Here is a 26,074-nt window from a genome sequence, read left to right on the forward strand (position 1 = left end):
TCTTTTTTCCCTCTATTTCCCGTTAATCCACCAGGATTCATCATCGTCTTCAAACCACCAGGATGACCAATCGGTACAAAGGATGGCCTGGGCCAGTTCGATTGCCGCATCGGTTTTCAACCGCTTAATAGCAATGGGAATCCAGTCTGCAGAATATTTATTCCCCAAGTCCTGACATTCACGCAGCAGCAAAATCAACTCAAGCTGATCTGCATCATTGGCCAACTGTGATTCAAGGGTTTTCTTGTCGTTAAACTCCTGGAATAAAGATTCCATTTCCTCGCCAAAGGGAAGCGGCCGGCAGATATCCGCCATTGCCCTCGTTTCATCAGACTGGACATACTTTTTATTAACATAATTCAAATCTCCGGTCCGGGTTTCCACCAGGTCATGGAACAGGCACATCTTCAGTAAGCGGTTTTCATCGATACCATCAACCATCTTGGCCAGGGCAAAAGCAATGTATAGCGTCCGGCAGGTATGCTCAGCTACTGACTCGCTTCCCGAACCCAGAAACTGCAGTCCACTTCGTGGCGTCCGTTTGAGCATCCCTACTTCAAAAAGAAATTTGGCTAACTTTTTCATCTGCCTGCTAAAAGATCTTAAGGGCTTCCAACTCACGCAATCGTGACTGAACCAGGCTTTTCTTGATTGTTGCCGCCTGATATTTCATTTCATCCCCTTCTTCGATGGCTGCTTCTATCTCCTTATCCAGTTTTTCCAGGCCGGCAAACATCCTGGAATAGGATTCCCGCAATTGGGAAGTCACCTGATCAAGCTCTCCATCAACATCACTCATCAATTCAGTCATCCACTGGTTATCTTCCACATCATAAGCTAATTTATCTTCATGACCCTGTTTTTTATCCTTATCTTTCATCAAAGCCTCCGTTTTTAATCCAGGGAAAAAGCTGCCGGCAACCATTCTATCTCCGGCTTACCGGTGGGTGATTTGGTAATTGCCACCACATCAAAACGGATATCCATTGTCACCTCCTGATTGCCAAGGTACCAGGATGCAACTTTGGCAATTTTATGCTGTTTCGTCCAGGCCACTGCCTCCTGGGGCAAACCATATTCTTTGGAACTTCTGGTTTTTACCTCACAAAATACCAGACAATCACTGTCCCGGGCAATTATATCAATTTCCCCCAGAGGACAGCGATAATTACGGCAGATAATCCGCAACCCATGGGATTGCAAATAGTCAGCCGCTTGTGATTCTCCCCATTTTCCCAATGTCTGACGTTGCATTCTATATAGCCGTATCAGTTTACCTTTTGTTCTTTCAGTCTGAAACTCCGGCGATGGACAGGAGATAAACCGTAAAGATTTACGGCTTGGCGATGGACCTCAGTGCCATAACCTTTATGGCGATCAAAACCATAAAGCGGATAACGGCGATGGTAAAATTGCATAATCCGATCACGAACTACCTTGGCAATGATCGAAGCCGCAGCCACCACCTGGCAACAGGAATCTCCTTTCACCAGCGGGTACTGACAAAGGGGAAAAGGCAAACGCTGACGACCGTCAACCACCACCAGATCAGGAAAAATATTTGTATGATTGATGGCCTTTACCATTGCCAGAAACGTTGCCTGGAGAATATTTATCTCGTCGATTTCAGCCGGGGATACAACTCCTATCCCGAAAGCACAGGCCTTGCTGACAATAGCACTAAAAAGCTCTTCCCTCCGAGCGGAAGAAAGAGCTTTTGAATCATTGACCCCGGCAAGATAGACTTCCGGTGACAAAATAACGGCAGCAGCCACCACCGGGCCCGCCAGCGGACCCCGACCCGCTTCATCAACACCAAGAATATACCGGTATCCCAACCGGTGAAAACATTTCTGAAGTCCCCTCGGGGCAGTGGTCATCTTTGGCCAATCAATGGAATAACCTGCTTAAAAACAGCTTATTATTTACCTGATGGTTTTGATCCTTGCCGCTTTCCCTCGCAGGGCTCTCATGTAATACAGCTTAGCTCGCCGTACCCGGCCACGGGCAACCACCTCTATTTTATCAACCAACGGCGTATGAAGCGGGAAGGTTCGTTCAACCCCAATACCAGCGGATACCTTGCGGACAGTAAAGGTTTCCCGGTTTGATTCGCCCTGACGCCGGAGAACAAAACCCTGAAATATCTGGATGCGCTCTTTTTCTCCCTCACGGATTTTAACATGCACCTTAACCGTGTCACCGGCCTTGAAAGGCGGCACATCCATCCTTAAAAAATCTTGTTCAAGCTGCTGTATCTGGTTCATTTTACTAACTTCTCCTTTTCCGATAAATTGTCTGCACCTCTGGCAAACAGTAACTAAATTGAGCTATTAGCTTTTAGCCGTTAGCTATTAGTTTAATGATTAAAGGGATTTCACTATATACATACAGTCACCTGTTGGGTGCTGTGTATTATTAACCTAAAACGCTAATTTTACTCAGCTAAATACTAAGAGCTGATTGCTTAACATAGGAGCAATTATGTCCTAAAAATAGCTTCCGCCACAACTTTTCAAAAATCCATCTCAACGACCCAGCAATCGGTCAACTGCTATCGCCACCGCCGCCCGGACCGGTAAGTGGTTATAGATACCCCCGGTCTGAATAGGCTCCAGCTGGTAATCAGCCTGCTGCCGCAACTTCCTGCTGATTCCGTGAGCGGTGCCAAACAGCAATAGATAACGGCCTTGCCGCTGTTCAAGACGCCGACGAAACAACTCAAAACTCAGCTCAGAGCCAGTTTTTCTGGCACTGGTGGAAACGGTAAAAACCGGACCGGAAGTATCGCTGTATAATGCCTGTACTACCTCTTCCAGGCTAGCTGCCAACCTGATTTTAGACAATGCCAGTTTCCGGTCAGGATTGTGGCGGGAACCAGCACCACAGGTCCAGTGTTCAACAATATCCCTGACCAGTTGTTGCTGCTCGGGGATTGGCGTCACCACCCACACGTCCCCGGTTTCATAAGTTATGGCAATCCGGGCCAGATCATGAAGATCCAAGTTGGTTACCGCGGCGGATATCTCGTTACCATCCTTATCTTCAACCGGATAATGTAACAATACCGGATAAAGTGACGATCCAGTCACAACTGTTACTTCTCTCTGTCAGCCTTCCAACCGGATAAAAGTCTTTTTTCGGTCGGGGAAAGCGCGATATTTTCCAGAAGATCAGGTCGGCGGCAAAAGGTCCGCCACAATGCCTGCTGCCGGCGCCACTCGCTGATCTGCTGGTGATGCCCTGAACGCAGGACATCGGGAACCGCCATTCCCTCAAACTCCGCCGGCCTGGTATAGTGGGGATATTCCAGTAATGGAGAAAAACTTTCCTCAGCCAGCGATTCGGCAGAGCCAAGAACTCCGGGCAGCAGTCGCACCACTGCGTCGATAATCACCATGGCCGGCAATTCACCACCAGTCAGGACGTAATCGCCAATGCTGATTTCACGATCCACATGCGAGCGGATGCGTTCATCAACTCCCTCATAATGACCGCAAAAAAAGATTAATCGATTTTCCTCGACTAGCTCGGCAGCCATCTCCTGGGAAAAAATATCTCCCTGGGGGGAAGTAAGAATAACGGAGGCCGGACGATCTCCATCCCGAAGGGATTGAATCGCCCGAATAGCCGGCTCAGGCCGCATAACCATCCCCGCACCACCACCATATGGGTAATCATCCACCACCCGATGACGATCATGGCAGAAATCCCTGAGGTTGTGAAGCTGCAAAGAAACCAGTTGCCGCTCCATAGCCCGCCGGATTATGCTTTCGCCAAAAGGGGAAACAAACATGTCAGGAAAAATAGTTACTACATCAATATGTATCATGCCTGGCCTAAGCCTCTTCGCGCAAAGTCCGGGGATCAACAACCATACTTCCCGCCGATATATCTATGTTGACAATGAACGGTGAAACAGCCGGGATAAGCAGCTCTTCATCAGACTCTCCCCGGATACAATACACATCATGAAATCCGGTCGGTAGAATTTCAACCAATTCTCCCAGATAAACCCCGGATATATCCCTGACCGTCAACCCCAACAGCTGGAAATGATAATATTCATCATTATCCAGTGGGGGTAAATCATCTGCGCGAATCACCACCTCCGCTTTTATCAGCGGAGCCACCGCATCCAGATCCGAATATCCTTTCACCCTGAAAAGATATCCCCCCGATACCCGCCGACCACCATGGAAAACCGCCGGCATCAGGCGCCCGTCCGCAAACCGCAGGTGAATACCGGGAAGCGTCAGGTTATCGGGGGTTTCACCCGACAAAACAATCTTTATCTCACCACGAAGCCCGTGAGTCTTGACAATTTTTCCCAGCACCTGCCAGGAACACTTTTTATTCAACAATCTCTAAAATACTTTTCTTGCCCAGCTTAGCCGATGATGCCCCCAGGATTGTGCGCATCGCCCGAGCTGTTTTTCCCTGCCGGCCAATTACCTTGCCCAGATCAGTTTTGGCCACCGACAGTTCCAGCGTTATAGCACTTTCCCCTTCAACCTCAGTCACTTTAACCTCTTCAGGGTTGTCCACCAGAGCTTTAGCAAGATATTCGACCAAATCTTTCAGCATGGCTTCTCCTCCACTTGCATCTAAGTGCTGTCTCTCTGCTTACCCCCGAGCCACATAGGCTTCCAAAAATTCCGGGGAATAACCAACAAAACAGTAGTTCTACCAACAGGCAAAAATGGTTACTCCTGATTTATTCCTGAGGAGCAGATCTTCTAATCAAATTAGCCACTACAGCAGTGGGCAGCGCCCCTTTGCCCAACCAGTAGTCCACTTTATCCATTTTCATGGTGATTTCACTTGGTTCTTTACGAGGATCATAGGTCCCCAGCACTTCGATGAAACGCCCATCACGGGGAGCTTCTGAGTCAGCTACCACGATACGGTAAAAAGGCTTTTTCTTTGCGCCTCTACGGGTTAATCTGATTCTTACTGCCATTGGCTTTCTTCTCCTTTGAGTTACTGATTGGGTTTACTGTAAAAGTTTTTTAAGCCCTTTCGGACCCATTTTATTAAATTTCTTCATCATTTTTTTCATTTCAAGATAATTTTTCAACAGCCGGTTCACATCCTGCACGGTAGTACCGCTGCCTCTGGCAATCCGTTTGCGACGGCCACCATTAATCAACCGGTAATTCTGACGCTCCCCGGCAGTCATGGAATTGATAATCGCCTCAACCTTTACCAACTCATGGTCAGCCTGACCATCGGCGGCCAGCTCTTTTATTTTTCCCAAACCGGGAATCATTTTCATCAGGCCGCCCATGGAACCCATCTTTTTCAACTGCCGCAGCTGCCCGCGGAAATCTTCAAAGTTGAATTCATTTTTCCGCAGTTTCCGTGCTAGTTCGGCGGCATTCTTCTCATCAACAACATCCTGGGCCCGCTCTATCAGGGTTAAGACATCACCCATACCCAGAATTCTGGAAGCCATGCGATCCGGATAAAAGGCATCCAGGGCATTAAGCTTCTCACCCTCACCAACAAACTTGATGGGTTTACCAGTCACTGCTTTAATGGAAAGAGCGGCGCCACCCCGGGCATCACCATCAAGTTTGGTCAGCACTACACCAGATATATCGAGCAAATCATGAAATGATTTGGCAATGGTTACCGCTTCCTGACCGGTCATGGAATCCGCAACCAGAAGAATTTCCCGGGGGCTTACCGCCTTTTTTATCCGCTCAAGTTCGGCCATCAATTTATCATCAATATGGAGACGACCGGCGGTATCAATAATCAGAACGTCAAAAGCATTCTCTTTGGCATAAGTAAAAGCTTTTTTACTGATTGCTACCGGATCCTGCCCGGTCTGTGCCGGAAAAACAGGAATATCAATCTGTTTTCCCAAGCTCTGCAACTGGTCAATGGCTGCCGGTCGGTAGACATCGACCGGAACCAGCAAAACTTTTTTTTTCTCTTTGTTTTTCAGGTAAAGAGCCAGCTTGCCACTGGAAGTGGTTTTCCCTGAGCCCTGAAGACCAACCATCAGGATGGCTACCGGCGGTGTGGTAGCCAAATCCAGCGGCGAAAGAACCCCACCCATCAGGGCAACCAATTCCTCATGGACAATTTTCACAAATTGCTGGGCCGGGGTAAGGCTCTGCAGGACTTCCTGACCCATGGCCCGTTCCCGCACCGCCTTGACAAACTGCTTGACCACCACAAAGTTAACATCGGCCTCAAGGAGGACCATCCGGACATCCCGCAGGGCATCCTTAACGTTATCTTCGGTCAGTCGTCCATGACCGCGCAGTTTCTTGAAACTTACATCCAGCTTTTCTGATAATGACTCAAACATATTAAGAGAATAACATTCTCCCACAAACAGGCTAAAACAAACGCCAGAAGGCAAGGCTCAGCCCCCCATTCCCCAAAGGAGGCAACAGTAAAGCGTCGGATAATACCGCAAGGCAAAGTAAAAGTCAAGAATTCAAAATGGGCGTGTAAGTAACACGCAATCTGTCCGAATCATGTTTAAACCGGGAGGTAAGACATGAGACGGATAGAGCCGTTGCAGGAGATATGGAGAATGAGGTTTGAAGAGTCGTGCAACAACCATAAAACTATCAGCAATCATATCTCATAAACGGCATCTAGAATGGTTTGCTATACATTGAATTACTTGCTATATTTCCAAGATCATTTTATAAGTTGTGAATATCAAATGACAATAATCTGCTAATATCATTAGGGTATAGAAGGTTTTTAATATGTTTCAAATCGCAGGAATACAGATAAATCCTATCTTAGCTGATGTTAAAGCCAATTTAAAACGCGGAATTCAATTTATGCGACAGATAGAAGATGAAGCCGATCTGATCGTTTTCCCGGAATTATGGACAACCGGCTACTACCTATCTAAAGATGTTTTTATGGAGGTAGCTGAAACTCGAGATGGACCGACAATCCGCCAACTCAAAGATGAGGCCAGGAGAGCCAAAAGCGTAGTAATAAGTTCATTTGCTGAAATCGATGAAGGAAATATCTATATCTCAGCCGCCATTATTGATCACACGGGAGAGCTTTTAAGCATTGTTCGCAAAAGTCTTTTATGGGGTCGTGAAAATGAGATCTTCACCAAAGGAAAAATCGAGTACCCCATCATCGAGACAAACCTGGCAAAGATTGGGGTCTTGATCTGCTATGAGATGGAGTTCCCAGAACCCGCCCGCCTCCTGGCACTGGAAGGGGCTGAAATAATTGTCTGCCCCTCGGTGTGGAGTGTCGCTGCCTCAAGGCGCTGGGATATTCAACTACCGGCACGGGCACTTGACAACACAATTTTTATATTTGGAATCAACACCGTCGGCAACAACACCTGCGGAAAGAGCAAGCTGGTCGGGCCAATGGGCGACATCCTGGCTGAAGCCTCAAAATCCCGGGAAGAGGTGTTGTCTCGCGCCGTCGACATCAAATCTCTTTACTGGGCCCGGGATGAAGTGCACTATCTTAAACACTTCCGTGACCAGCTGACCCCCGGCGGCCGGACTATCCCGATACTATCTTATTCGAGTGAATAGAGGTATGGCTCAAGCCACTGCATCAAGGCGACAAGCTGCATGGCTCCAGGTTGGCGAGCAACCTCTAATGTGGTTTAATTTTAACTCAACTTTCTGACTTGTGCTAAAAACAGCTAAAAGTAATTTCCAGTGATGTTCCGGCATGGCTCTCGCTCATTCTCGCCGGCCGTCCATGGCCTGCCTGTGCGTGCCGCACGCAGACAGGCCGGCTTGTGGGGACACCGCTAAAGCAATGTCTCCCCGGGCGTCCGCCGCGAATCACATCGTGTGATTCGTTCGGCGGCCAATACCGCCTGCCTGTCGGCAGACAGGCTATGAGCCAAGCCCGAACATCCTGTAATGTATTCTTGGCAATGCAAGTCAGAAAGTTGAGATTTTAACGGACACTCTGCTAAGAGCAATTAAAAAAAAGCGAGGTGTCCAATGAGCGAGAAACAGAAGGGAGGGAAATCAGGGCTTCAGCTTTTTTTCAGAGAAGCATATTTCAAAGCTATTTTTTTGCGGCCCCGGTCACGGAAAATTATTACCAGTTTGGCATTATCATCGCTTCCTTCCGTTGCGGCCACCACTCCGGGACCAAAAACCGGATGTTCTATTTTAGAACCAACAGCAAATTCAGCCGAGGACAATGCCCCAGACACCGGCTGCCTGTTTTTTTTCACCGCGGTAGCTGATGGCTGAAATGACGAGGGACTTTTAAATTTCCTGTACTGGACCGCTGATCGCTGGACAGCAGCCCCGGCCGCTTGAGCATCAATCAATTCCCGGGGGATATCAAGCAAGAAGCGGGACGGTTTATTCTCATTCCGAACCCCATGAAACTGCCGGCTGCGGCTGGCAATCATATAAAGCTTTTCCCGGGCCCTGGTCATACCCACATAACATAAACGACGCTCTTCCTCCATTTCCGCATCCCGATTATAACATTTGCGGTTGGGGAACAGACCTTCTTCCATCCCGGCCATAAAAACCACCGGAAACTCCAGCCCTTTGGCCCCATGCAAGGTCATCAATGTCACCCGTGACTGCTCCAGATCCTCCCGGTCAACCGCACTAATCAGGGCCACTGACTCCAGATAGTCAGCCAAGGAAGGTTCTTCATGAGCCTGCTCCCAGGAAATAATTGAATTAAATAATTCGGCAATATTCTCTTTTTTACTGTCGTAGAGATGCTTATTACTCCCCCGTTGGAGCCAGTTATGGTAATCAGTCGCCGCAATAATCTCTTTAAGCAGATCAACCACCGATACTTGTTCCTGAATTTGGCGCCAATGTTGAATCTGCCGGACAAATTCGGCTATTGCCTGTCTGCTTTTTCCGGAACCGGAGCCCTCATCAAGCCACAATTCAACCGCCCGGCCAAGGGAACAAACTTTTTCCACTGCCAGGTTTTTCAGATTTTCAACGGTTTTCTTTCCCACCCCGCGGGTCGGGACATTAATAATCCGCAACAAACTGATACTGTCCCGGGGATTATTGATCACCCGCAAATAGGCCAGCAGATCTTTAATTTCCGCCCGGTCATAAAACCTGAAACCACCGACAATAACATAGGGAACCCCCTGCCGGCTCAGGGTCTCTTCCAACACCCGTGACTGGGCGTTAGTGCGGTAGAAAACCGCATAATCGGCCAGATCCCGTCCATGATCCCTGATTTTATCAATAATAAAACGGGCTTCCTCATATTCATCATCGGTAACATAAACAGTCACCAGCTCGCCGGTCTGATTCCTGGTCCATAAATCCTTCCCTTTACGCTTACGGTTGTGGGAAATAACCCCGTTGGCAGCCGCGAGAATATTCTGGGTGGAGCGATAATTTTCTTCCAGGCGAATGACCTTGGCGCTGGAATAATCAGCTTCAAAATCAAGGATATTTTTTAGTCTGGCCCCCCGCCAGCTGTAGATGGACTGATCATCATCTCCCACCACACATAAGTTTCCATGCAGCTCAGTAAGCAACCGCAACAGACGATACTGCACTTCATTGGTATCCTGATACTCATCAACCAGCACGTATTGAAATCGCTGCTGGTATTCAGCCAGAACTTCCGGATAAGTAGAAAAAAGTTTTACCGTCAGCAAGTGAAGGTCGCCGAAATCAAGAGCATCGTAATTTTGTAACTGCTGCTGATACATGCGATAAATTTCCGCTATTTTCTGCTCCTGAAAAGTAGCCGCCCGGTTGGCAAAATCATGATCATCAATACCCTTGTTTTTGGCATCATTAATGACTGATCGGGCTATTTCCGGCTTGAGGGCCAGTTCGGAAAGATTTAATTTCTGAAACACTTCCTTAATTAAACTCAACTGATCCTTATCATCATAAATAACGAATCTATCGGTATAACCAAGTTGGGAAATATGAGATCGCAGAATCCGGGAGCAGGTACTGTGAAAAGTATTGATCCATATTTGTCCGGCACGTGCCCCCACCATCCGGTGAACCCGTTCCCGCATTTCCCCAGCAGCTTTATTGGTAAATGTTACCGCGAGAATGCCGGCAGGAGCAATCTCTTCACAATCAATCATATAGGCTATCCGGTGGACAATGACCCGGGTTTTACCACTACCGGCACCGGCAAGAATAAGCAGCGGACCCTGACAGTTTTTTACCGCCTGACGCTGCCCGGGATTCAAGCCGGAAAGCAGCATATCAGGGTTGTGCTCAGATTTTTCAAAACATATTTCAGCCATTATTACTCCCAAATGAAACTTTTCGCGAAAACATTTCGTACGGGCAACCACCTGTGGTTGCCCTTTTACAGAAAACCTTATGGGGATTCCGGAGTTGACTTTTCACGCAGATCCCGGTCCAGCAGGGTACGATTATAAGCAGAAATAATATCCCGACGGGAGACCATGCCAACAATCTGTCGGGGATTATCTTTGGCAACCACCGGTAAATAATCAATATTGCGATAGCCAATCTTTTTCAGAGCATTGTCAAGATTATCCTCAACCGTAACAGTTATCACCCGAGTAGCAGCCAGCTCCTTGGCCACAATCAGTTCTTCAAGGCCCTGTTCATAAACCAGTTCCCTGATATCCTGAATGCTTAAAATGCCACTCAATAAACCATCCTGATCAACCACGGGAAAGGTGGTATTACGGGATCGGGGCAAAAACTGAAGAATTGTCTTTAATTTCATATCTTCGGGAATCGTTTCTATGGGGCCGGTAACCATAATATCTCCAACAGTTATGGAACGGAGAACATTCACTTCCCGACCACTTTCCAGATGGATGCCTTCCCGGGCCAGGCCATAGGTATCGATACCTTCACGTTCCAGGCTGCGGGCAATAAGAGTGCCAATAACGGTAGCAAACATGGCCGGCAACATGATCTGGTAGTCCCCGGTCAATTCATAGGCCAGAAAAATTGAAGTCATGGGCGCATGAGTAACGGCTGATAAAAAGGCTCCCATAGCCACAATTGCATAACCATCATAGTGAATTACAACACCCGGCAAAAAGATATGTCCCAGACCACCACAAGTTTCCCCGATCATGGTCCCCATAAAAAGAATCGGAGCAAAAAGGCCACCGGCACCTCCTGAACCCATGGTGATGGAAGTCGCCAGCATTTTCATAAATATCAACGGCAAGACCACATACCAGATAGTCGGCTTCTGCAACACTTCACCCATATAGAGATAAACATCACCCATAACCTGGGGAAACACCAGGCCGATAACCCCGATCAGGAAACCACCCATAATCGGTTTGAGCCAGAAAGGGATGGAAAGGTCCTGAAAAAAATCCTGAACCCAGTAAAAGAAACGAATAAATAAAACCGCCAGGATACCGACAACGACTCCCATCGCCGCATAAACCAATAATTCCCAGTTACTGCTCAGGATAAACTTCGGCACCGAGAAAAAAGCGGCCTTTCCATAGATAAAGCTGGTAAATGCCACCGCCGTAGCAGAAGAAATAACAATGGGTGCGAAAACTTCCAGGTCCATCTCACCCATGAGGATAATTTCCAGAGCAAAGAAAACACCGGCAAACGGAGCATTAAATGTCGCCGCGATTCCACCGGCAACCCCACAAGCGATAAGCAATTTTATCCGCTTGGCCCCAAGGGAAAAAACCTGGCCGACAATTGATCCCAGGGTGCCACCAATAACAGCGATGGGACCTTCCTGCCCGGCTGAACCACCGGTTCCGATGGTTATGGCGGGAGCTATCATTTTAACCAGCACGCCGCGTTTTTTCAGGACTCCACTTCCCAGATTAATGGTTTTGAGGAAATTCGGCAGGCCATAACCGGAAGCTTGACCGGGAAACATTATCTCTAACAGCACGATTAAAGCACCACCAAACATCGGTAGCAGCGGCAGCAGAAACCAGTGAAAACCACCATCGCCAATATGCAGAAACTCATGACCGGTCATGAAAATATATTCATGACAAAGCTCAATACATTTCCGCAATCCCAGGTTTCCCAAACCACTCAACAAACCGATAATCACGGCAAGAAAGATAAAAAAATAGTTTTCTGAAATGGACAGTCGGCGTTTCAGCCGGACGATGGCATTCTGAAACCGTAAAATGTGCGGTGGTAGGCGCATAGAAAAATCAATCTATAAATGCTGGATAAAACTTTACAAGGGATAGAATATAGCCGGAAACACGCGTCAGAATAAAGCAGAAAAAGCCGTCCCTGTCAACGAAAAGGAAGGATGGTAGGGGAAAAGCTTGAAACCTGGCGAAAAAGGAATGAAAAATGTCAATCTTTCACTGAATGTGAGATCAACATTTTCCGTGGATATAATCCTGCAAATATTTAATGGTGGTTTTTTGTTCTCTGGTCATTTGCCGGGTCAAATCAAGAATGGAAATAACCCCCGCAAGACATCCCTGATCCATGACTGGAAGATGGCGGCAGGATTTTTCGGCCATAACTGCCATACATTCTTCTACCGATTGATCGAGAGTAGCAAAAATAACTTTATCAGTCATAATTTCTTCCACCATAGTGGTATTGGAAGATTTGCCCTGGAGGATGACTTTTCTTAAATAATCCCGCTCAGTAATAATCCCGGCTATTTCTTTGCCATCCATAACCACCAGACCGCTGACATTTTTATCCGACATCTTTTTGATGGCCTCTAACACGGTGGTTTTCCGGTTAACCGTAAAGACCTTCTTTCCCTTTTCCCTGAGTATATCAGCTACTTTTGCCATTTCCACACCCTCTACCAAGTTTCATCATTTTATCCATATCCAGTTCAGAACAGTATATTTAAAAATAATCCTCTGACAGCATCAAGTCAAGTTTTTAATTGGCTGGCATAAAACTGTCAACAATGGTTATTCAACCGTTACACTCTTGGCCAGGTTACGGGGCTGATCAACATCTGTTCCTTTAAATACTGCGGTATAATAAGCCAGAAGTTGCAGCGGAACCACATAAACCAACGGATTCAATAACTCTCCCGGTTCCTCGATCTTGACCACTTCTGAACTATGCTCAACAATTCGCTCATCACCGGAGGCGGTAAAAGCAATAACCTGTCCATCCCGGGCTACCACTTCCTGGAGATTACTTACTACTTTTTCGTAATGATGATCGTGGGGAGCAAGAACTACCACCGGCATATTTTCATCAATAAGAGCTATGGGGCCGTGCTTCATTTCCCCGGCGGGATAACCTTCCGCGTGGATATAGGATATTTCTTTAAGTTTCAATGCCCCTTCCAGGGCGATGGGGTAGTTTTCCCCCCTGGCCAGGTAGAGATAATCCGTAGCATGATGATAGGTTTTGGCAATCTGCTCCAGGCGCGGCGCCAAAGTCAATGATTTCTCCAGCAGCCCCGGCAACTTCAGCAGACCTTCAACCATTTGGGCAATCTCCCTGGCACTCATTGTTTCTCTGGCAGCCGCCATATCCAGTGCCAGCAGCATAAGACAGGCCAACTGGGTGGTAAATGCCTTGGTGGACGCCACACCGATTTCAGGCCCGGCATAGGTATACATTACCCCATCCGACTGGCGCGAGATACTGCTTCCCATCACATTACAGATAGATAAAATTTTAGCACCCTTACGTTTACCCTCCTGCAGGGCAGCCAGAGTATCGGCCGTTTCACCTGATTGTGAAATACCCACCAGCAAGGTTTCATCATCAACCAACGGATCACGATATCTGAATTCGGAAGCAATATCTATCTCAGTCGGAATCCTGGCCAGTTTCTCGAACCAGAATTTACCCACCAGTCCCGCATGCCAGGAAGTACCACAGGCCAGAATCATAATTTTTTTTACCGCCTGCCAATCGGTTGAAGTAAACCCGGTTTCCCGCAGATCAACTTTTTTCCGATCTTCGGAAATTCTTCCCAACAAGGTATTGCTGACCGCCTGGGGCTGCTCAAAGATCTCTTTGAGCATGAAATGTTTATAGCCACCCTTTTCGGCCATAATCGGATCCCAGGTAACTTGGTTTATTTCCTTCTGCTGCTTCTGGCCATCAGTTACGGTTATGATGGACATTCCGCCAGGAGTACAGACAGCCATCTCATCGTCATCAAGAAAAATAACCTCTCGGGAATAAGCCAAAAGCGCCGGAATATCCGAAGCGATATAATATTCGCCCTTTTGTGCCCCATAGGCTACGACCAGTGGACTACCTTTCCGGGCGCCGATGAGCATTTCAGGCTCCTGCTCATACATTATCCCCAGGGCAAAGGCTCCTCTGACCTGCTGTAATGCAGCCCGCACAGCTTCACAGAAACCTAAGCCACGAGCCAATTCCCGGGCAATCAGGTGACTGATAATTTCGGTATCGGTTTCCGAGGAAAACTGGTGGCCGGAAGCCGCCAGTTCCTCTCGCAGAGCAACATAATTTTCAACAATTCCATTATGAACCACCACCACGCCCTCATAAACATGAGGATGGGCGTTAGGTTCCGTCGGCCGGCCGTGGGTAGCCCAACGGGTATGACCGATAGCCGGGGAACCACATAAGGTGGAAATTAAGAGTTTTTTCTCCAACTCTCGCAATTTACCGACACTCCGGCTGATGGCTATCTGACCATCCTGAAACACGGCCACACCGGCTGAATCATACCCCCGATACTCTAGCTTCTGCAAGCCATCCATGACCACCGGCACCCCGTCCTGAGGGCCTATATATCCTACGATTCCACACATTTCTTACTCCTCTCTGGTCACGGTTCTTGAAGCCATCCCCCGGTCCGGATAAATTGTCTGCCGATTCCGGGAGGTCACCACGGCATTTTCCGGCACATTTTTGGTTACCGTACTGCCGGCTCCAACTAAAGCATTTTTTCCAATACGAACCGGGGCCACAAACTGGCTGTCACTTCCCACAAATACCCCATCCTCAATGATTGTCCGGTGTTTATCAAAGCCGTCATAATTACAGGTAATAGTCCCGGCACCAATATTAACGCCATTACCAATGGTGGCATCGCCGATATAAGAAAGATGGGATGCCTTGCTGCCGATTCCGATTTCAGCCTTTTTCACCTCAACAAAATTGCCTATTTTAGCCTTTTCACGCAGCAGGCTGCCAGGACGCAGATGGGCAAACGGACCAACCTGGGCATCAGCTTCCACCACCGCCTGTTCCAGCACGGAATAAGGAAGAACTCTTACCCTATCACCCAGATGGACATCTTGGAGAATCACCCCTTCACCTATATAACAACCAGCTCCGATAACGGTCTTTCCCTTCAGGGATACACCTTTTTCAATAGTGGTATCCATGCCGATGTGCACATCGGGCTCAATAACGACCTGTTCCGGAAAGCTGATAGTTACTCCGTCCCCCTGCCATTGCCGCCTGATTCTGGCAGCCAGCAACATCTCAGCGTTACTTAGTTGCTCCCGATCATTAATACCCATAATTTCATCCGGGTCGGCAACATCTGAAAACATAACTTTTTTGCCCACCTGAAAAGCTTCAGCAACCATATCAGTCAAATAATATTCACCCTGGGCATTGGCACAACCAATTCCTGCCAGAGCCTGGCGGAGAAAATCAGCATCGACACAATAAATACCGGAATTGATGCGGCAAATCTCCAATTCAGCTGGTGAAGCATCACGTGCCTCAACAATTTTCACCAGTTCACCGGCAGCGTCAAGTACCAATCTGCCGTAGGCCCCACCATTTGGCAAAACCGCACTCAAAACGCTCACCACTGCCTTAGTTTGCCGATGTTTGAGCAATAATTCTTCAAGGGTTCCCGCTTTCAGCAGGGGAACATCACCACAAACAATAAGAATATTCCCGGAAAAATCTTCAAGTTCAGTCAAAGCCATTGCCGCGGCATCAGCCGTTCCCCGTTGTTCCCGCTGCCAGGCGAAACTGACTCCGGACCAATCGCTGAAACCATCCATGACCTCCTGGCCACTGCTGCCAATCACCACCACCTGCCGGCCGATCTCCAATTTCTTTAATGCCCGCAAAGGGTAGCTGAGCATGGGAAGACCCAGCAGGGGATGTAACATCTTTGACACCGCGGATTTCATCCGCGTACCCTTGCCGGCCGCCAGAATCATTGCCGCAACCTGATCCATTAAAAAACCTCCTGAACTCTGTTCATCATTCGTCTTCCACCAGAAAAGCACATCTCTCAACTTTTCGACAACTTACAGATAAAAATTAATCATTAATTAGTTTTCATCCGGAAACTGTTGTTTCGGATGGGCTGCTAGCTTTCATCCTTCTGCTCTCAGCTTAACCAGTTGTTTTTTTAAATATTTTACTGAAAGCTGCCTGCTGATCGCCGAAAGCGTTTATCAGGAAATAAAGGTTCCCGGATGAACAATAATTAACTTACCATACCTCATTAAGCAATTATCCTAAACGCAAAAAGGCGGGGTAACCCCCGCCTTCATAAATCCTGACAATATATATTTTCCGCTTTATTTAACTTTGGCAATTTGAATCCGATTGAGCGCCCTTTCCAAAGCAGCACGTTCTTCAAAAAATGCTTTCTCCTCAGGAGAAAGCACGGCCAGTTTTTCCTCTGCCCGTTTCAAGGCCTTCTCTGCCCGTTGAATATCAATTTCCTGAGGACGCTCTGCCGCATCAAGCAAGGCAATAACATGATGGTAACCCACTTCAGAATATCCATTGCTGACCGCCAGATGAAATAACTGGCTTCCTTTGCGGTACAGGAGATCCCCAACCCTGATCTTTGCCAGAAAGGGGGTATGCCCTGGAAGCACACCAAACTGCCCTTCCTCGCCAGGAGCAATCACCTCATCAACTTCTTCAGCAAGAACCTGACGATAGGGGGTTACGACCTCAAATAAGATCTTATCAGTGTCCATGAAAATTCCTATTCAGTATTCATCCAAAAAACTGTTACTTTCCAGATGAAAGCTATTTAAACACCAAGCTTCTTACCCTTTTCCTGAGCTTCTTCAATGCCGGCAACCATGTAGAAAGCCTGCTCGGGCAGATCATCATGTTTACCCTGTAGTATTTCATCAAAGCTACGGATGGTATCCGAAAGTTTAACATAAACTCCGGGTGTCCCAGTAAAATCTTCGGCCACATGAAAAGGCTGGGAGAGAAAGCGCTGAATCTTCCTGGCTCTGGTTACCAGCTGCTTATCTTCTTCTGATAATTCGTCCATACCCAGAATGGCAATAATATCCTGCAGATCTTTATACCGTTGCAGGATCAACTGTACTTCCCGGGCAACCCGGTAATGCTCGTCGCCAATCACCTTCGGATCAAGAATTCGCGAAGTGGAATCCAGTGGGTCAACAGCAGGGTAAATCCCCAGTTCAGAAATCTGCCGTGACAAAACCGTCGTGGCATCCAAATGGGCAAATGCGGTTGCCGGAGCCGGGTCAGTCAAGTCATCAGCTGGAACATAAATGGCCTGAACCGAAGTAATTGAACCACTCTTGGTAGTGGTAATCCGCTCCTGCAGCTCACCCATTTCAGTTCCCAGAGTTGGCTGATATCCAACCGCTGAAGGCATACGGCCAAGCAGTGCCGACACCTCTGAACCAGCCTGGGTAAACCGGAAGATATTGTCAATAAAAAGCAGCACATCCTGCCCCTCTTCATCACGAAAATATTCCGCCACGGTCAGCGCTGAAAGCCCAACCCGCAAACGGGCTCCCGGAGGTTCATTCATCTGTCCATAGACCAAAGCCGCTTTATCGAGAACCCCCGAACCTTTCATTTCATGCCAGAGATCATTACCCTCACGAGTCCGTTCCCCAACTCCGCCAAAAACAGAAAATCCACCATGCTGGGTGGCAATATTATGAATCAATTCCATAATAACAACGGTTTTACCAACCCCGGCACCACCAAACAAGCCGATCTTTCCACCTTTGGAGTATGGCGCCAACAGATCAACTACTTTGATGCCAGTTTCAAAAGCTTCAACTTCAGTACTCTGATCAACATAAGGAGGTGCGGGACGGTGGATAGGATAACGCTTTATCTCATTAAGCGGGCCTTGTTCATCTACCGGTTCACCGGTGACATTAATAATCCGTCCCAGAACTTCCCGGCCAACCGGCACTGTGATCATCTCATCGGTATCCCAAACCTCCATGCCGCGGACCAAACCATCAGAAGAATCCATGGCAATTGCCCGGACGGTATTTTCACCGAGATGCAGCGCAACTTCACATATCAGGTTCCATTCCTGATCGTTGATGGCGGGATTGGTAATTTTCAGTGAATTATATATCGCCGGCAGCTTCCCCTTTTCAAATTCCACATCGATTACCGGGCCGATAACCTGGTTAATTTTACCGATATTTTTTTCACTCATCCCTTACAATCCTCCTCAAATATTTTTATTTTCCGAGCTTAACCTAATGCTTCAGCGCCGCTCACAATTTCCATCAGTTCGGTGGTGATTGCTGCCTGACGGGCCCGGTTATACAGCAATGTAAGCCTGTCAACCATTTCAACCGCATTACTGGTCGCAGAATCCATTGCTGTCATCCTAGACCCATGTTCGCTGGCAACGGATTCCAGCAGCATTCTGAACAACTGGGTATAAACATAACGAGGCAGGATATCTGCCAGCAATTCATCTTCAGAAGGTTCATAAATATATTCCACTGCCACTTCATCTTCAGCCAGTTCCATCGGCTCTACGGGCAACAGGCGCTGAACGATAACATTCTGGGTCATGGCCGATTTAAATTCGGTATAAATCACATACACGGCATCGGTGGTTTTCTCTACATAACGATCAATGGCATCCGTAGCAATTTCTTCAGCATAGGAAAAAGTTACAGTTCCAGGATTGAGGAATTCAGTCGCAAATTCCTTTCCCTGACGGCGGTAATGATCCCTGACTTTCTTACCAACGACACTGAGAAGAATATTTTCATATTCTCCCTGTTTTTCAGTAACAAATTTTTCGCTGGCCTTGATGACATTATGGTTAAAGCCGCCGCACAAACCACGATCAGAAGTCATGACGATCAGTTCGACATTTTTCTCCTCCCGGTGCTCAAGGAGTGGATGCTTCCCGGATTCAGTACGCAAAGCCAGGCTGGCCAGCACCTCGTTCATCTTGATAGCATAAGGCCGCGCCGCCACCACGCTGTCCTGAGCCCGCTTCAATTTTGAAGCCGCCACCATCTGCATAGCTTTGGTGATCTGCTGGGTACTCTTGACGCTTGCAATTCGCTTTCTAATATCCCTGAGATTAGCCATCTATTATTCCCTAATGAGATCAACAGGTTCTTTACTGCTCAAATCCAGTTACTGACAAAATTAAGGCTTAAAAAACTCGCCAAACTCCTTCAGCAGATTTTCCACCTTTAATTTCAAATCATCATCAATTTTCTGTTTCTCTTTGATCTCATCCAGCACTGCAGCAAACTTACTCTCTGCAAAAGGATACAATTCCTGTTCATAACGCCCCAGAACTGATTCATCATAATCATCGACAAAACCATTGGTAGCGGCAAAAATAATCAGAACCTGCTTTTCCACTGTCAAAGGAGTATATTGATCCTGCTTCAGGATTTCAACCAAACGGCTACCTCGAGCCAGCTGCGCCTGGGTGGCCTTATCAAGATCACTACCAAACTGGGCAAAGGCAGCCATTTCACGATACTGAGCCAGATCCAGCCGCAGAGAACCGGCAACCTGTTTCATTGCTTTCACCTGGGCTGCACCACCAACCCGGGAGACGGAAAGGCCAACGTTAATGGCCGGACGGATACCGGAATAAAATAGATCAGATTCCAGGTAAATCTGCCCGTCGGTAATGGAAATAACGTTGGTAGGAATATAGGCTGACACGTCGCCGGCCTGGGTTTCAATAATCGGCAGTGCCGTCAAGGAGCCTCCTCCTTTTTCATCACTCATTTTAGCCGCTCTTTCCAAGAGGCGGGAATGAAGATAGAATACATCTCCAGGGTAAGCTTCACGTCCGGGAGGCCGCCGCAACAGGAGAGAAAGCTGACGATAAGCAGTTGCCTGTTTAGAAAGATCATCATAAATAATCAGGGCGTGCATGCCGTTGTCGCGAAAATACTCTCCCATGGTTACCCCGGCATAAGGAGAAAGATACTGCAAAGGTGCCGGTTCACTGGCAGTTGAGGCAACAACGGTAGTATATTCCATCGCCCCATATTCTTCCAACTTCGCCACTACCTGGGCTACAGTAGAACGCTTCTGGCCAATTGCCACATAGATGCAACAGACATCCGTATCTCTCTGATTGATAATGGCATCAATAGCCACCGCGGTTTTACCTGTCTGCCGGTCACCAATAATGAGTTCACGTTGACCACGACCGATGGGAACCATGGAATCAATGGCCTTCAAGCCAGTCTGCAACGGCTCATTTACGGATTGACGGTCAACAATCCCGGGGGCTTTAATTTCCACCCTTCTGGTTTCATCAGTTTCCAGCGGGCCTTTACCATCAATGGGCTGTCCAAGGGAATTGACAACCCGACCGAGCATACCTTTGCCGACGGGAACTTCAACAATCTTACCGGTCCTTTTTACCTCATCACCTTCCTTGATCTCTATGTCTTCACCAAAAATAACAGCTCCGACATTATCTTCTTCAAGATTCAGCACCATCCCATAAATATCATGGGGAAAAAGAAGCAACTCCGCGGCCATGGCTTTCTCGAGACCATATATCCTGGCAATACCATCACCAACCGTCAGGATGGTACCTGTCTCATTGACCTCAACCTTTTTATCATAATTCTCAATCTGATCTTTGATAATCTGGCTTATTTCTTCCGCACGTAGTTCCATGGTTTCCTACCACTCCTTTATCAAATTTTCTCCAAGGTTGTTAAGCTGCGTCCTGATACTGCCATCATATACCATCCCGGAAAAACGGGTAATCAAACCACCAATCAATGACTCATCAACCTTGACGGATAACTGTACCTTCTTGCTTGTAAGTTCAGCCAATTTCTGTTTTAACCTCTCCAATGTCGCCTTATCAAGGGCAGTAGCTGAAACAACATCAACGTGCAAACGACCCTCTGCCGCATCCACCATCAGATCTAGATAGCTGACAATCGACGCCAGGTATTTCATTTTGTTTTTTTCGATAAGGATAAAGAGAAACCCCTTAACCCCGTCACTGACATCTGTTTTAGCCATAACCGCATTCAAAACCGCTTTGCGCTCAGAGGTTTCATAGACCGGGTTGTTCAAAACATCACTCAGCTTTTCATGATCGGCCAACAAGACGGCAAAGCCTCGTACCTCCTCAGTAGCCTGATCCAATACCCCATGTTCACTGGCAAAAGCAAAAAAGGCCTTGGCATAACGTCTGGCTATAATATCACGAATCACTGTGCACCCACCACTTTTTCCAGATAGTTTTCGACCATTTTATCCCGATCTGCTGCAGAAATATTCTCTTTAATCATCTTTTCCGCCGCCTGCAAAGCCAGCTTCGACGCCTCATCTTTCAGCTGCCGTTTGGCCATCATGACTTCCTGATTGGCCATCTGCTCCGCCTGCTGCTTAACTTTCACCGCGAATTGCTCGGCCTCAGACAGTATCCGCTGTTTTTCCGCTTCGGCTTCCGACCTGATCCTGGACTCAAGTTCTTTGACTTCATCGTCAAGGCGGGCCAGCTTTTCCTGATACTCCTGATAAAGACGCTCAGCAGCCTCTTTAGCTTCCCTGGCCTCGTTGATTCCCTGAACCAATGCTTCCCGACGATTGGCAAAATAATTTTTTATCGGTTTTCCGGTAAATTTAATCAGAATCCACAATATAACTGCAAAGTTTATTACCCGCCAGAGCAAATCTTTGAGGAGGGGAACAGGGTTTTCTGCAAGCGCAGCATAAAGTGACTGATGATGCGCCGCAGCTTCGTGCCCTTCACTGGCAAAGGCGCTTACCGCCAGCACCACCAAAAGAAGTACAACTGATGTCCCAACGACAATAAGAGCTTTTCCACCAATTGATCTGCACTGCTTCATCAAACATCCCTCTCGAGAATCTTACCGGAAATCTGTCTGGCAATCACCTTAATATCGGCAGTCATTTCTACCTGAACTTTCTGATACTCAGCAGCTATCCGCTGACGCATATTTTCAACCTGCTGCATGGCTTCACTGCGGGCTTTATCCATCCTGACCCGGGAAGTACTCATCGTCTCTTCACGCAGGGAGGCACTTTCCTGTTCCAACTTCTCTCTCGTCTGGGTCATACGAGACTCATAGGCTGCCTGATGTTGACTGGATCGCTCATTGAGGGCCACAGCACTTTCATGGGTTCCCTCTACCTTTTCTCTACGGGCATCAATCACCCGCAAGACAGGTTTAAACAGGAACTGATTCAGAAAAATCATCATAAAGATGAATATCGCCCACTGACCGAGAAACGTGATATTAAGATCAATCACCTGCCTGCACTCCTAAATTCCTGCCAATCCATCCAATGTTTGAAGAAAGCCATTTTAATATCGTTGAAAAACGAGATTAAAGACTACTGTTGAATTCCAGCCCGCACACATACGGCACTATTTAAAACCTCATTATTGTAACAATTATACAAAATTCAAAAGGCGGGGGACAGTTATCATGAGAAGGGTCAGAATGTCAAGTTTTTTTTGGCTCTGGGGAGGGATTTAGTAATATGAAAACTTTTTTAAAACTTCTCAACTTTCTGACTTGCATTGCCAGGGACATATTAGCAGGATGTTCGGGCTTGGCTCATAGCGGTATTGGCCGCCTGGGTTGTGACAGTTTTAAAAACTGTCCCACATTGTGATTCGCGGCGGACGCGGGGACATTGCTTTAGCGCGCCCCACAAGCCGGCCTGTCTGCGTGCGGCACGCACAGGCAGGCCATGGACGGCCGGCGAGAATGAGCGAGAGCCATGCCGGAACATCCGGGGACATTGCTTTAGCGGTGTCCCCACAGTCTAGCTGTTTTCAGATCAACTCAGAAAGTTGAGAAAACTTAAAAAACTGTAAAGGAAATATAAAAAAAATCGAACATAGTAAACAGAATCATAAAACAGCTCGTGCAATAATCTAATAACGGTGTCGTGTATATCTAGACTTACAATCTCAGGTTTTTAACCTTGACAACAATAAATTATTCGCCTAGATAAATTTTAAAATATTTAACCGTTTAAGGAAATTATATAATTCATATTAAGAATAGCAAAAATAAAACTGGATTATACATACCTAAATTAAGCGATTAGCTTTTAGCACTTAGCGATTAGCTCAATAATTACAAGATATTTAATATTATACATATTCACCCGATGGGTTTTGTTACTAATCAACGTAAAGCTCTGATTTCTAAAAGCTAATGGCTAATGGCTAACCGCTAATAGCTCAGCTTAGGATATAATCTAAAATATCTCATAAAGAACAACAATGATAAAAAAATCCACCTCAATAGGAAAGTACATTGTAACTTTTCTGCTTCTCCTGCCTCTCTGGCTGCTTCTTTCAGGCCATTATGATCTGTTCCACATCGGTATAGGGATATTATGCTGCGCTTTAGTTTCCCTGTTTTCCGCTGGTCTCCTGTTCACCTCCGCGAATATTACCACCCATCATATAGTCATGGGGAGATTTATTCTCTACATTCCCTGGCTTATTTACCAGATAATTCTGGCCAATATTTTGGTTGCCAAGCTGGTCTTATCACCAAAATTAAAAATAGAGCCACAGGTTTTCAGCTTTAAGAGCAAATTAAAATCAGATGTAGCCCAAACCACGTACGGCAATTCTATTACCTTGACCCCGGGAACCATTACCATAGATATCAAAGATGATGAAGTATACGTCCACGCCCTGGCAGGCAATTTCAAGGATGACCTGTTAACCGGGGAAATGGAGAGAAGGATCAGTAAAATTTTTCAAAGCTAAAAGAAATCAAAATAAAGGCTGTAAGGATTCTCATGCTCAGACAAAAATATGAAGACGTCATTGCCCAGACCGCTGTGCGGATAATGGTGCCGTTTGTCCAGCTTTACGCTTTATATGTCCTGGCTCACGGCCATTACTCACCGGGAGGAGGTTTTCAGGGAGGAGTAATTCTGGCCGCGGCGCTGGTATTGATTTTTCTGGTCTTCGGCTACGAGGATGCTCTTGACCGTCTCAGCTTGGGAACTACTGGCCGCTTATGCAGCATTGGAGTCTTAATCTATGCCGGCATCGGTTTTATCTGCCTGTTGCTGGGAGGCAATTTCCTTGATTACAGTCGCCTTGCTTCCGTGCTCCAGGTGACAACTCCAAAAGCCCGGTCCCTGGGTATCCTGGGAATAGAAACAGGAGTGGCGCTGACGGTAATGGCGGCCATGTACAGCATCATCATGGATATTGTCAACAGTGAAACTGGCAGTAATAAGGACGATACTGATGATGAAAATCAAACTGGAGAAATTTACAGTGGCGGAGAATAAAATTTCCGTATTTTTTCCCTGCTGGAGTGTTTTATGAAATCTTTTTTCCTGTCGGTGGATATTTTCCTCTGCCTGATGGTTTTCCTTTGCCTTTACCGGGTAGTTTTCGGCCCGACGCTGGGAGACCGCATCGTAGCCACCGGAGCCATTGGCACCAAGACCCTGACTATTCTGGTAATTATAGGCTTCCTGTATGACCGGGTGGAAATGTTTCTGGATATAAGCCTGGCATACGCTCTGCTGAATTTCGTCGGCACCCTGGCAGCCAGCAAATATTTTGAAACAAAAAGAGAATTCTGATGCTAATACGTGATATTATTGCCGTGGCAATGATCCTGGTCGGCTGCTTTTTCTTCTTAACCTCCGTTATCGGCCTGTTGCGTTTCCCCGATATGTTCACCCGCATGCATGCCACCGGAAAGTGTGACACCCTGGCCGTGCTGATGATTATGACCGGACTGATCGTCCACCATGGAATCAACCTGGACAGCTTCAAGATACTCCTGATAGTTGTGTTTATCTACATTGCCAACCCGACGGCTACTCATGTGCTTGCCCGGGCGGCTTTCCGACTCGGGGTACAACCATGGACAAAGGATAAAAAATGATCTGGCAACTGGATTTATTTTTATTGGTGTTTGTCGTCATCTGTGCTCTGGCAGCCATCAACGTCAAGGACCTGCTGAGTGCGGTAATAATTCTTGGTGCTTACAGTTTTTTCATGTGCCTGCTGTGGGCTGAAATGGGGGCGGTAGATGTAGCGTTCACCGAAGCAACGGTTTCCGCTGGAGTCGGCACCGTTCTTTTTGTGGCCGCAGTGTTCAAAACCGTCAGGAGGTCAAAGGATTGATGAAAAACTGGTTTAAACTGATATCCTGGGTTGCGGTCATCATGACCGGGGCCCTGCTGATTTACGGCATCCATGACATGCCGGCCTGGGGTGACCCCAATTCACCGGCCAACTCCCACGTCTCACCGCGCTATATCCTTGAAGCCACGGAAAAGACCGCCACCCCCAACATCGTTTCAGCGGTTCTGGCCGATTACCGGAGCTATGACACCTTGGGAGAGACAACTGTAATTTTCACCGCCGCGATCTCCTGTCTCTTTCTCTTGCGCCGCCGGGGAGGAAAAAAGTAGATGCTAGAATACATTCTGGCCAAATATAATTTCTGGATCTACGTTGTCCTGATGATGATCGGTCTCTATGCCATGATGGGCAAGCGCAACCTCGTCAAGAAATTAATCGGCATGAATATCTTCCAGACCTCAATCATCCTCTTTTTTGTCTCTACCGGGGTCAAGAAAGGCGGTGCCACGGTTCCGATTCTTATGGGACATGGTCACGGTCACGGCCAGCACCTCATCCAGGTAGCCGACTACCTCAACCCCCTGCCCCATGTCCTGATGCTGACGGCAATCGTCGTCTCAATCGCGACCACCGGCGTTGCCCTGGCAACGCTTATCCTCATATATAAACGTTACCACACCCTGGAGGAGGATGAGATTATGGCAATCAGAAAAGATCCTTCTGCTTACAAAACACTAGGCTAAACGTTGGGATGAAAATAACTACATAAATTGTGGCGTCACAACATATCTATAGCCGCAGTCAATCTTTGAACCTGTAAAAGAATAAT

General features: G+C 47.3%; 33 protein-coding genes. 9 read left to right on the top strand and 24 right to left on the bottom strand.

The window, feature by feature from the left end:
* Nucleotides 1-12: 12 nt before the first annotated feature.
* The 11 genes from U9P07_05520 to ffh all read right to left on the bottom strand — a co-directional run bounded on the left by U9P07_05520 (nucleotide 13) and on the right by ffh (nucleotide 6,325).
* Entirely contained in the window at nucleotides 13-585 is a 573-nt protein-coding gene (locus U9P07_05520; protein MEA2108860.1) for an HD domain-containing protein, read from the bottom strand.
* Between the two features lie 7 nt (nucleotides 586-592).
* Nucleotides 593-880, bottom strand: a complete 288-nt coding sequence (locus U9P07_05525) for a hypothetical protein (GenBank protein ID MEA2108861.1) — start codon at nucleotides 878-880, stop codon at nucleotides 593-595.
* Nucleotides 881-894: 14 nt separating this feature from the next.
* Nucleotides 895-1,254 (bottom strand): YraN family protein, encoded by a 360-nt coding sequence (locus tag U9P07_05530; GenBank protein MEA2108862.1) that lies wholly within the window; start codon nucleotides 1,252-1,254, stop codon nucleotides 895-897.
* Between the two features lie 14 nt (nucleotides 1,255-1,268).
* Complete coding sequence (locus U9P07_05535; protein ID MEA2108863.1) at nucleotides 1,269-1,880, bottom strand: ribonuclease HII; 612 nt, start codon at nucleotides 1,878-1,880, stop codon at nucleotides 1,269-1,271.
* Nucleotides 1,881-1,925: 45 nt separating this feature from the next.
* The gene (rplS, locus tag U9P07_05540) at nucleotides 1,926-2,267 is read right to left on the bottom strand and encodes a 50S ribosomal protein L19 (protein ID MEA2108864.1); all 342 of its coding nucleotides are present in this window, start codon (nucleotides 2,265-2,267) and stop codon (nucleotides 1,926-1,928) included.
* 261 nt (nucleotides 2,268-2,528) lie between these two features.
* Nucleotides 2,529-3,092 carry an RNA methyltransferase gene (locus tag U9P07_05545; protein MEA2108865.1) on the bottom strand — a complete coding sequence of 188 codons (564 nt, stop codon included), beginning with the start codon at nucleotides 3,090-3,092 and terminating at the stop codon, nucleotides 2,529-2,531.
* Nucleotides 3,093-3,097: 5 nt separating this feature from the next.
* On the bottom strand, nucleotides 3,098-3,832 hold the full coding sequence (gene trmD / locus U9P07_05550) for a tRNA (guanosine(37)-N1)-methyltransferase TrmD (GenBank protein ID MEA2108866.1): 735 nt from the start codon (nucleotides 3,830-3,832) through the stop codon (nucleotides 3,098-3,100).
* Nucleotides 3,833-3,839: 7 nt separating this feature from the next.
* Entirely contained in the window at nucleotides 3,840-4,361 is a 522-nt protein-coding gene (rimM, locus tag U9P07_05555; GenBank protein ID MEA2108867.1) for a ribosome maturation factor RimM, read from the bottom strand.
* On the bottom strand, nucleotides 4,354-4,587 hold the full coding sequence (locus U9P07_05560) for a KH domain-containing protein (GenBank protein MEA2108868.1): 234 nt from the start codon (nucleotides 4,585-4,587) through the stop codon (nucleotides 4,354-4,356). Before U9P07_05560 ends, rimM begins: the two co-directional genes overlap by 8 nt.
* Before the next feature lie 130 nt (nucleotides 4,588-4,717).
* Nucleotides 4,718-4,963 carry a 30S ribosomal protein S16 gene (gene rpsP, locus U9P07_05565; GenBank protein MEA2108869.1) on the bottom strand — a complete coding sequence of 82 codons (246 nt, stop codon included), beginning with the start codon at nucleotides 4,961-4,963 and terminating at the stop codon, nucleotides 4,718-4,720.
* A 33-nt stretch (nucleotides 4,964-4,996) separates the two neighbouring features.
* Complete coding sequence (gene ffh, locus U9P07_05570) at nucleotides 4,997-6,325, bottom strand: signal recognition particle protein (GenBank protein ID MEA2108870.1); 1,329 nt, start codon at nucleotides 6,323-6,325, stop codon at nucleotides 4,997-4,999.
* A gap of 412 nt (nucleotides 6,326-6,737) precedes the next feature.
* Between ffh and U9P07_05575 the strand changes: the two genes are divergently transcribed.
* A complete protein-coding gene (locus U9P07_05575) occupies nucleotides 6,738-7,547 on the top strand; it encodes a nitrilase-related carbon-nitrogen hydrolase (protein ID MEA2108871.1) in 810 nt (269 codons plus the stop codon).
* A gap of 142 nt (nucleotides 7,548-7,689) precedes the next feature.
* Nucleotides 7,690-7,818: a hypothetical protein gene (locus tag U9P07_05580; GenBank protein MEA2108872.1), complete on the top strand. Its 129-nt coding sequence runs from the start codon at nucleotides 7,690-7,692 to the stop codon at nucleotides 7,816-7,818.
* A gap of 187 nt (nucleotides 7,819-8,005) precedes the next feature.
* On the opposite strand, the gene U9P07_05585 is transcribed toward U9P07_05580, so the two are convergent.
* The 13 genes from U9P07_05585 to U9P07_05645 form a co-directional block, all read right to left on the bottom strand.
* On the bottom strand, nucleotides 8,006-10,243 hold the full coding sequence (locus U9P07_05585; protein ID MEA2108873.1) for a UvrD-helicase domain-containing protein: 2,238 nt from the start codon (nucleotides 10,241-10,243) through the stop codon (nucleotides 8,006-8,008).
* Between the two features lie 77 nt (nucleotides 10,244-10,320).
* Nucleotides 10,321-12,123 carry a chloride channel protein gene (locus U9P07_05590; protein ID MEA2108874.1) on the bottom strand — a complete coding sequence of 601 codons (1,803 nt, stop codon included), beginning with the start codon at nucleotides 12,121-12,123 and terminating at the stop codon, nucleotides 10,321-10,323.
* 181 nt (nucleotides 12,124-12,304) lie between these two features.
* A complete protein-coding gene (locus U9P07_05595; GenBank protein ID MEA2108875.1) occupies nucleotides 12,305-12,739 on the bottom strand; it encodes a CBS domain-containing protein in 435 nt (144 codons plus the stop codon).
* A 126-nt stretch (nucleotides 12,740-12,865) separates the two neighbouring features.
* Nucleotides 12,866-14,704: a glutamine--fructose-6-phosphate transaminase (isomerizing) gene (gene glmS, locus U9P07_05600; protein ID MEA2108876.1), complete on the bottom strand. Its 1,839-nt coding sequence runs from the start codon at nucleotides 14,702-14,704 to the stop codon at nucleotides 12,866-12,868.
* 3 nt (nucleotides 14,705-14,707) lie between these two features.
* Nucleotides 14,708-16,099 (bottom strand): bifunctional UDP-N-acetylglucosamine diphosphorylase/glucosamine-1-phosphate N-acetyltransferase GlmU, encoded by a 1,392-nt coding sequence (glmU, locus tag U9P07_05605; GenBank protein ID MEA2108877.1) that lies wholly within the window; start codon nucleotides 16,097-16,099, stop codon nucleotides 14,708-14,710.
* A 348-nt stretch (nucleotides 16,100-16,447) separates the two neighbouring features.
* A complete protein-coding gene (locus U9P07_05610; GenBank protein MEA2108878.1) occupies nucleotides 16,448-16,858 on the bottom strand; it encodes a F0F1 ATP synthase subunit epsilon in 411 nt (136 codons plus the stop codon).
* A gap of 56 nt (nucleotides 16,859-16,914) precedes the next feature.
* A complete protein-coding gene (gene atpD / locus U9P07_05615; protein ID MEA2108879.1) occupies nucleotides 16,915-18,330 on the bottom strand; it encodes a F0F1 ATP synthase subunit beta in 1,416 nt (471 codons plus the stop codon).
* Nucleotides 18,331-18,368: 38 nt separating this feature from the next.
* Nucleotides 18,369-19,229, bottom strand: coding sequence for an ATP synthase F1 subunit gamma (atpG, locus tag U9P07_05620; protein MEA2108880.1), 861 nt, complete (start codon nucleotides 19,227-19,229; stop codon nucleotides 18,369-18,371).
* A gap of 60 nt (nucleotides 19,230-19,289) precedes the next feature.
* Nucleotides 19,290-20,798, bottom strand: a complete 1,509-nt coding sequence (gene atpA / locus U9P07_05625; GenBank protein MEA2108881.1) for a F0F1 ATP synthase subunit alpha — start codon at nucleotides 20,796-20,798, stop codon at nucleotides 19,290-19,292.
* 6 nt (nucleotides 20,799-20,804) lie between these two features.
* The gene (atpH, locus tag U9P07_05630) at nucleotides 20,805-21,350 is read right to left on the bottom strand and encodes an ATP synthase F1 subunit delta (GenBank protein MEA2108882.1); all 546 of its coding nucleotides are present in this window, start codon (nucleotides 21,348-21,350) and stop codon (nucleotides 20,805-20,807) included.
* The gene (locus U9P07_05635) at nucleotides 21,347-21,988 is read right to left on the bottom strand and encodes an ATP synthase F0 subunit B (GenBank protein ID MEA2108883.1); all 642 of its coding nucleotides are present in this window, start codon (nucleotides 21,986-21,988) and stop codon (nucleotides 21,347-21,349) included. Before U9P07_05635 ends, atpH begins: the two co-directional genes overlap by 4 nt.
* Nucleotides 21,988-22,413, bottom strand: a complete 426-nt coding sequence (locus tag U9P07_05640) for an ATP synthase F0 subunit B (protein ID MEA2108884.1) — start codon at nucleotides 22,411-22,413, stop codon at nucleotides 21,988-21,990. Before U9P07_05640 ends, U9P07_05635 begins: the two co-directional genes overlap by 1 nt.
* Nucleotides 22,414-22,700: 287 nt before the next feature.
* Nucleotides 22,701-22,901 (bottom strand): hypothetical protein, encoded by a 201-nt coding sequence (locus U9P07_05645; GenBank protein ID MEA2108885.1) that lies wholly within the window; start codon nucleotides 22,899-22,901, stop codon nucleotides 22,701-22,703.
* A 499-nt stretch (nucleotides 22,902-23,400) separates the two neighbouring features.
* Here U9P07_05645 and U9P07_05650 point away from each other — a divergent pair, with 499 nt between their 5' ends.
* Genes U9P07_05650 through U9P07_05680 form a run of 7 tightly spaced genes read left to right on the top strand, consistent with a single transcriptional unit; the run spans nucleotide 23,401 to nucleotide 25,988 of the window.
* Nucleotides 23,401-23,898: a Na+/H+ antiporter subunit E gene (locus U9P07_05650; GenBank protein ID MEA2108886.1), complete on the top strand. Its 498-nt coding sequence runs from the start codon at nucleotides 23,401-23,403 to the stop codon at nucleotides 23,896-23,898.
* 32 nt (nucleotides 23,899-23,930) lie between these two features.
* Nucleotides 23,931-24,434 carry a Na(+)/H(+) antiporter subunit B gene (locus U9P07_05655; protein MEA2108887.1) on the top strand — a complete coding sequence of 168 codons (504 nt, stop codon included), beginning with the start codon at nucleotides 23,931-23,933 and terminating at the stop codon, nucleotides 24,432-24,434.
* Between the two features lie 33 nt (nucleotides 24,435-24,467).
* Nucleotides 24,468-24,734 (top strand): monovalent cation/H+ antiporter complex subunit F, encoded by a 267-nt coding sequence (locus tag U9P07_05660; GenBank protein MEA2108888.1) that lies wholly within the window; start codon nucleotides 24,468-24,470, stop codon nucleotides 24,732-24,734.
* Nucleotides 24,734-25,042, top strand: a complete 309-nt coding sequence (gene mnhG, locus U9P07_05665) for a monovalent cation/H(+) antiporter subunit G (protein MEA2108889.1) — start codon at nucleotides 24,734-24,736, stop codon at nucleotides 25,040-25,042. Before U9P07_05660 ends, mnhG begins: the two co-directional genes overlap by 1 nt.
* Nucleotides 25,039-25,284 carry a hydrogenase subunit MbhD domain-containing protein gene (locus U9P07_05670; GenBank protein MEA2108890.1) on the top strand — a complete coding sequence of 82 codons (246 nt, stop codon included), beginning with the start codon at nucleotides 25,039-25,041 and terminating at the stop codon, nucleotides 25,282-25,284. Before mnhG ends, U9P07_05670 begins: the two co-directional genes overlap by 4 nt.
* Entirely contained in the window at nucleotides 25,284-25,574 is a 291-nt protein-coding gene (gene mbhE, locus U9P07_05675) for a hydrogen gas-evolving membrane-bound hydrogenase subunit E (protein ID MEA2108891.1), read from the top strand. The genes U9P07_05670 and mbhE overlap by 1 nt, the downstream gene beginning before the upstream one ends.
* Entirely contained in the window at nucleotides 25,575-25,988 is a 414-nt protein-coding gene (locus U9P07_05680) for a cation:proton antiporter subunit C (protein ID MEA2108892.1), read from the top strand.
* The last annotated feature ends 86 nt before the right edge of the window (nucleotides 25,989-26,074 follow it).

This window comes from Pseudomonadota bacterium, assembly GCA_034660915.1.
In the GTDB taxonomy this organism is placed as follows: domain Bacteria; phylum Desulfobacterota; class Anaeroferrophillalia; order Anaeroferrophillales; family Anaeroferrophillaceae; genus DQWO01.

Coding starts and splice junctions, on each gene's coding strand:
- U9P07_05645 (MEA2108885.1), bottom strand. CDS start 22,901: ATGTTCCGGCATGGCTCTCGCTCATTCTCGCCGGCCGTCCATGGCCTG.
- glmU (MEA2108877.1), bottom strand. CDS start 16,099: ATGGATCAGGTTGCGGCAATGATTCTGGCGGCCGGCAAGGGTACGCGG.
- ffh (MEA2108870.1), bottom strand. CDS start 6,325: ATGTTTGAGTCATTATCAGAAAAGCTGGATGTAAGTTTCAAGAAACTG.
- mbhE (MEA2108891.1), top strand. CDS start 25,284: ATGAAAAACTGGTTTAAACTGATATCCTGGGTTGCGGTCATCATGACC.
- U9P07_05535 (MEA2108863.1), bottom strand. CDS start 1,880: ATGACCACTGCCCCGAGGGGACTTCAGAAATGTTTTCACCGGTTGGGA.
- atpG (MEA2108880.1), bottom strand. CDS start 19,229: ATGGCTAATCTCAGGGATATTAGAAAGCGAATTGCAAGCGTCAAGAGT.
- U9P07_05670 (MEA2108890.1), top strand. CDS start 25,039: ATGATCTGGCAACTGGATTTATTTTTATTGGTGTTTGTCGTCATCTGT.
- U9P07_05595 (MEA2108875.1), bottom strand. CDS start 12,739: ATGGCAAAAGTAGCTGATATACTCAGGGAAAAGGGAAAGAAGGTCTTT.
- rpsP (MEA2108869.1), bottom strand. CDS start 4,963: ATGGCAGTAAGAATCAGATTAACCCGTAGAGGCGCAAAGAAAAAGCCT.
- U9P07_05590 (MEA2108874.1), bottom strand. CDS start 12,123: ATGCGCCTACCACCGCACATTTTACGGTTTCAGAATGCCATCGTCCGG.
- U9P07_05575 (MEA2108871.1), top strand. CDS start 6,738: ATGTTTCAAATCGCAGGAATACAGATAAATCCTATCTTAGCTGATGTT.
- U9P07_05560 (MEA2108868.1), bottom strand. CDS start 4,587: ATGCTGAAAGATTTGGTCGAATATCTTGCTAAAGCTCTGGTGGACAAC.
- U9P07_05680 (MEA2108892.1), top strand. CDS start 25,575: ATGCTAGAATACATTCTGGCCAAATATAATTTCTGGATCTACGTTGTC.
- U9P07_05530 (MEA2108862.1), bottom strand. CDS start 1,254: ATGCAACGTCAGACATTGGGAAAATGGGGAGAATCACAAGCGGCTGAC.
- U9P07_05655 (MEA2108887.1), top strand. CDS start 23,931: ATGCTCAGACAAAAATATGAAGACGTCATTGCCCAGACCGCTGTGCGG.
- glmS (MEA2108876.1), bottom strand. CDS start 14,704: ATGTGTGGAATCGTAGGATATATAGGCCCTCAGGACGGGGTGCCGGTG.
- mnhG (MEA2108889.1), top strand. CDS start 24,734: ATGCTAATACGTGATATTATTGCCGTGGCAATGATCCTGGTCGGCTGC.
- atpA (MEA2108881.1), bottom strand. CDS start 20,798: ATGGAACTACGTGCGGAAGAAATAAGCCAGATTATCAAAGATCAGATT.
- U9P07_05585 (MEA2108873.1), bottom strand. CDS start 10,243: ATGGCTGAAATATGTTTTGAAAAATCTGAGCACAACCCTGATATGCTG.
- U9P07_05580 (MEA2108872.1), top strand. CDS start 7,690: ATGGCTCTCGCTCATTCTCGCCGGCCGTCCATGGCCTGCCTGTGCGTG.
- U9P07_05610 (MEA2108878.1), bottom strand. CDS start 16,858: ATGGACACTGATAAGATCTTATTTGAGGTCGTAACCCCCTATCGTCAG.
- U9P07_05520 (MEA2108860.1), bottom strand. CDS start 585: ATGAAAAAGTTAGCCAAATTTCTTTTTGAAGTAGGGATGCTCAAACGG.
- U9P07_05660 (MEA2108888.1), top strand. CDS start 24,468: ATGAAATCTTTTTTCCTGTCGGTGGATATTTTCCTCTGCCTGATGGTT.
- U9P07_05635 (MEA2108883.1), bottom strand. CDS start 21,988: ATGAAGCAGTGCAGATCAATTGGTGGAAAAGCTCTTATTGTCGTTGGG.
- atpD (MEA2108879.1), bottom strand. CDS start 18,330: ATGAGTGAAAAAAATATCGGTAAAATTAACCAGGTTATCGGCCCGGTA.
- U9P07_05525 (MEA2108861.1), bottom strand. CDS start 880: ATGAAAGATAAGGATAAAAAACAGGGTCATGAAGATAAATTAGCTTAT.
- trmD (MEA2108866.1), bottom strand. CDS start 3,832: ATGATACATATTGATGTAGTAACTATTTTTCCTGACATGTTTGTTTCC.
- U9P07_05650 (MEA2108886.1), top strand. CDS start 23,401: ATGATAAAAAAATCCACCTCAATAGGAAAGTACATTGTAACTTTTCTG.
- rplS (MEA2108864.1), bottom strand. CDS start 2,267: ATGAACCAGATACAGCAGCTTGAACAAGATTTTTTAAGGATGGATGTG.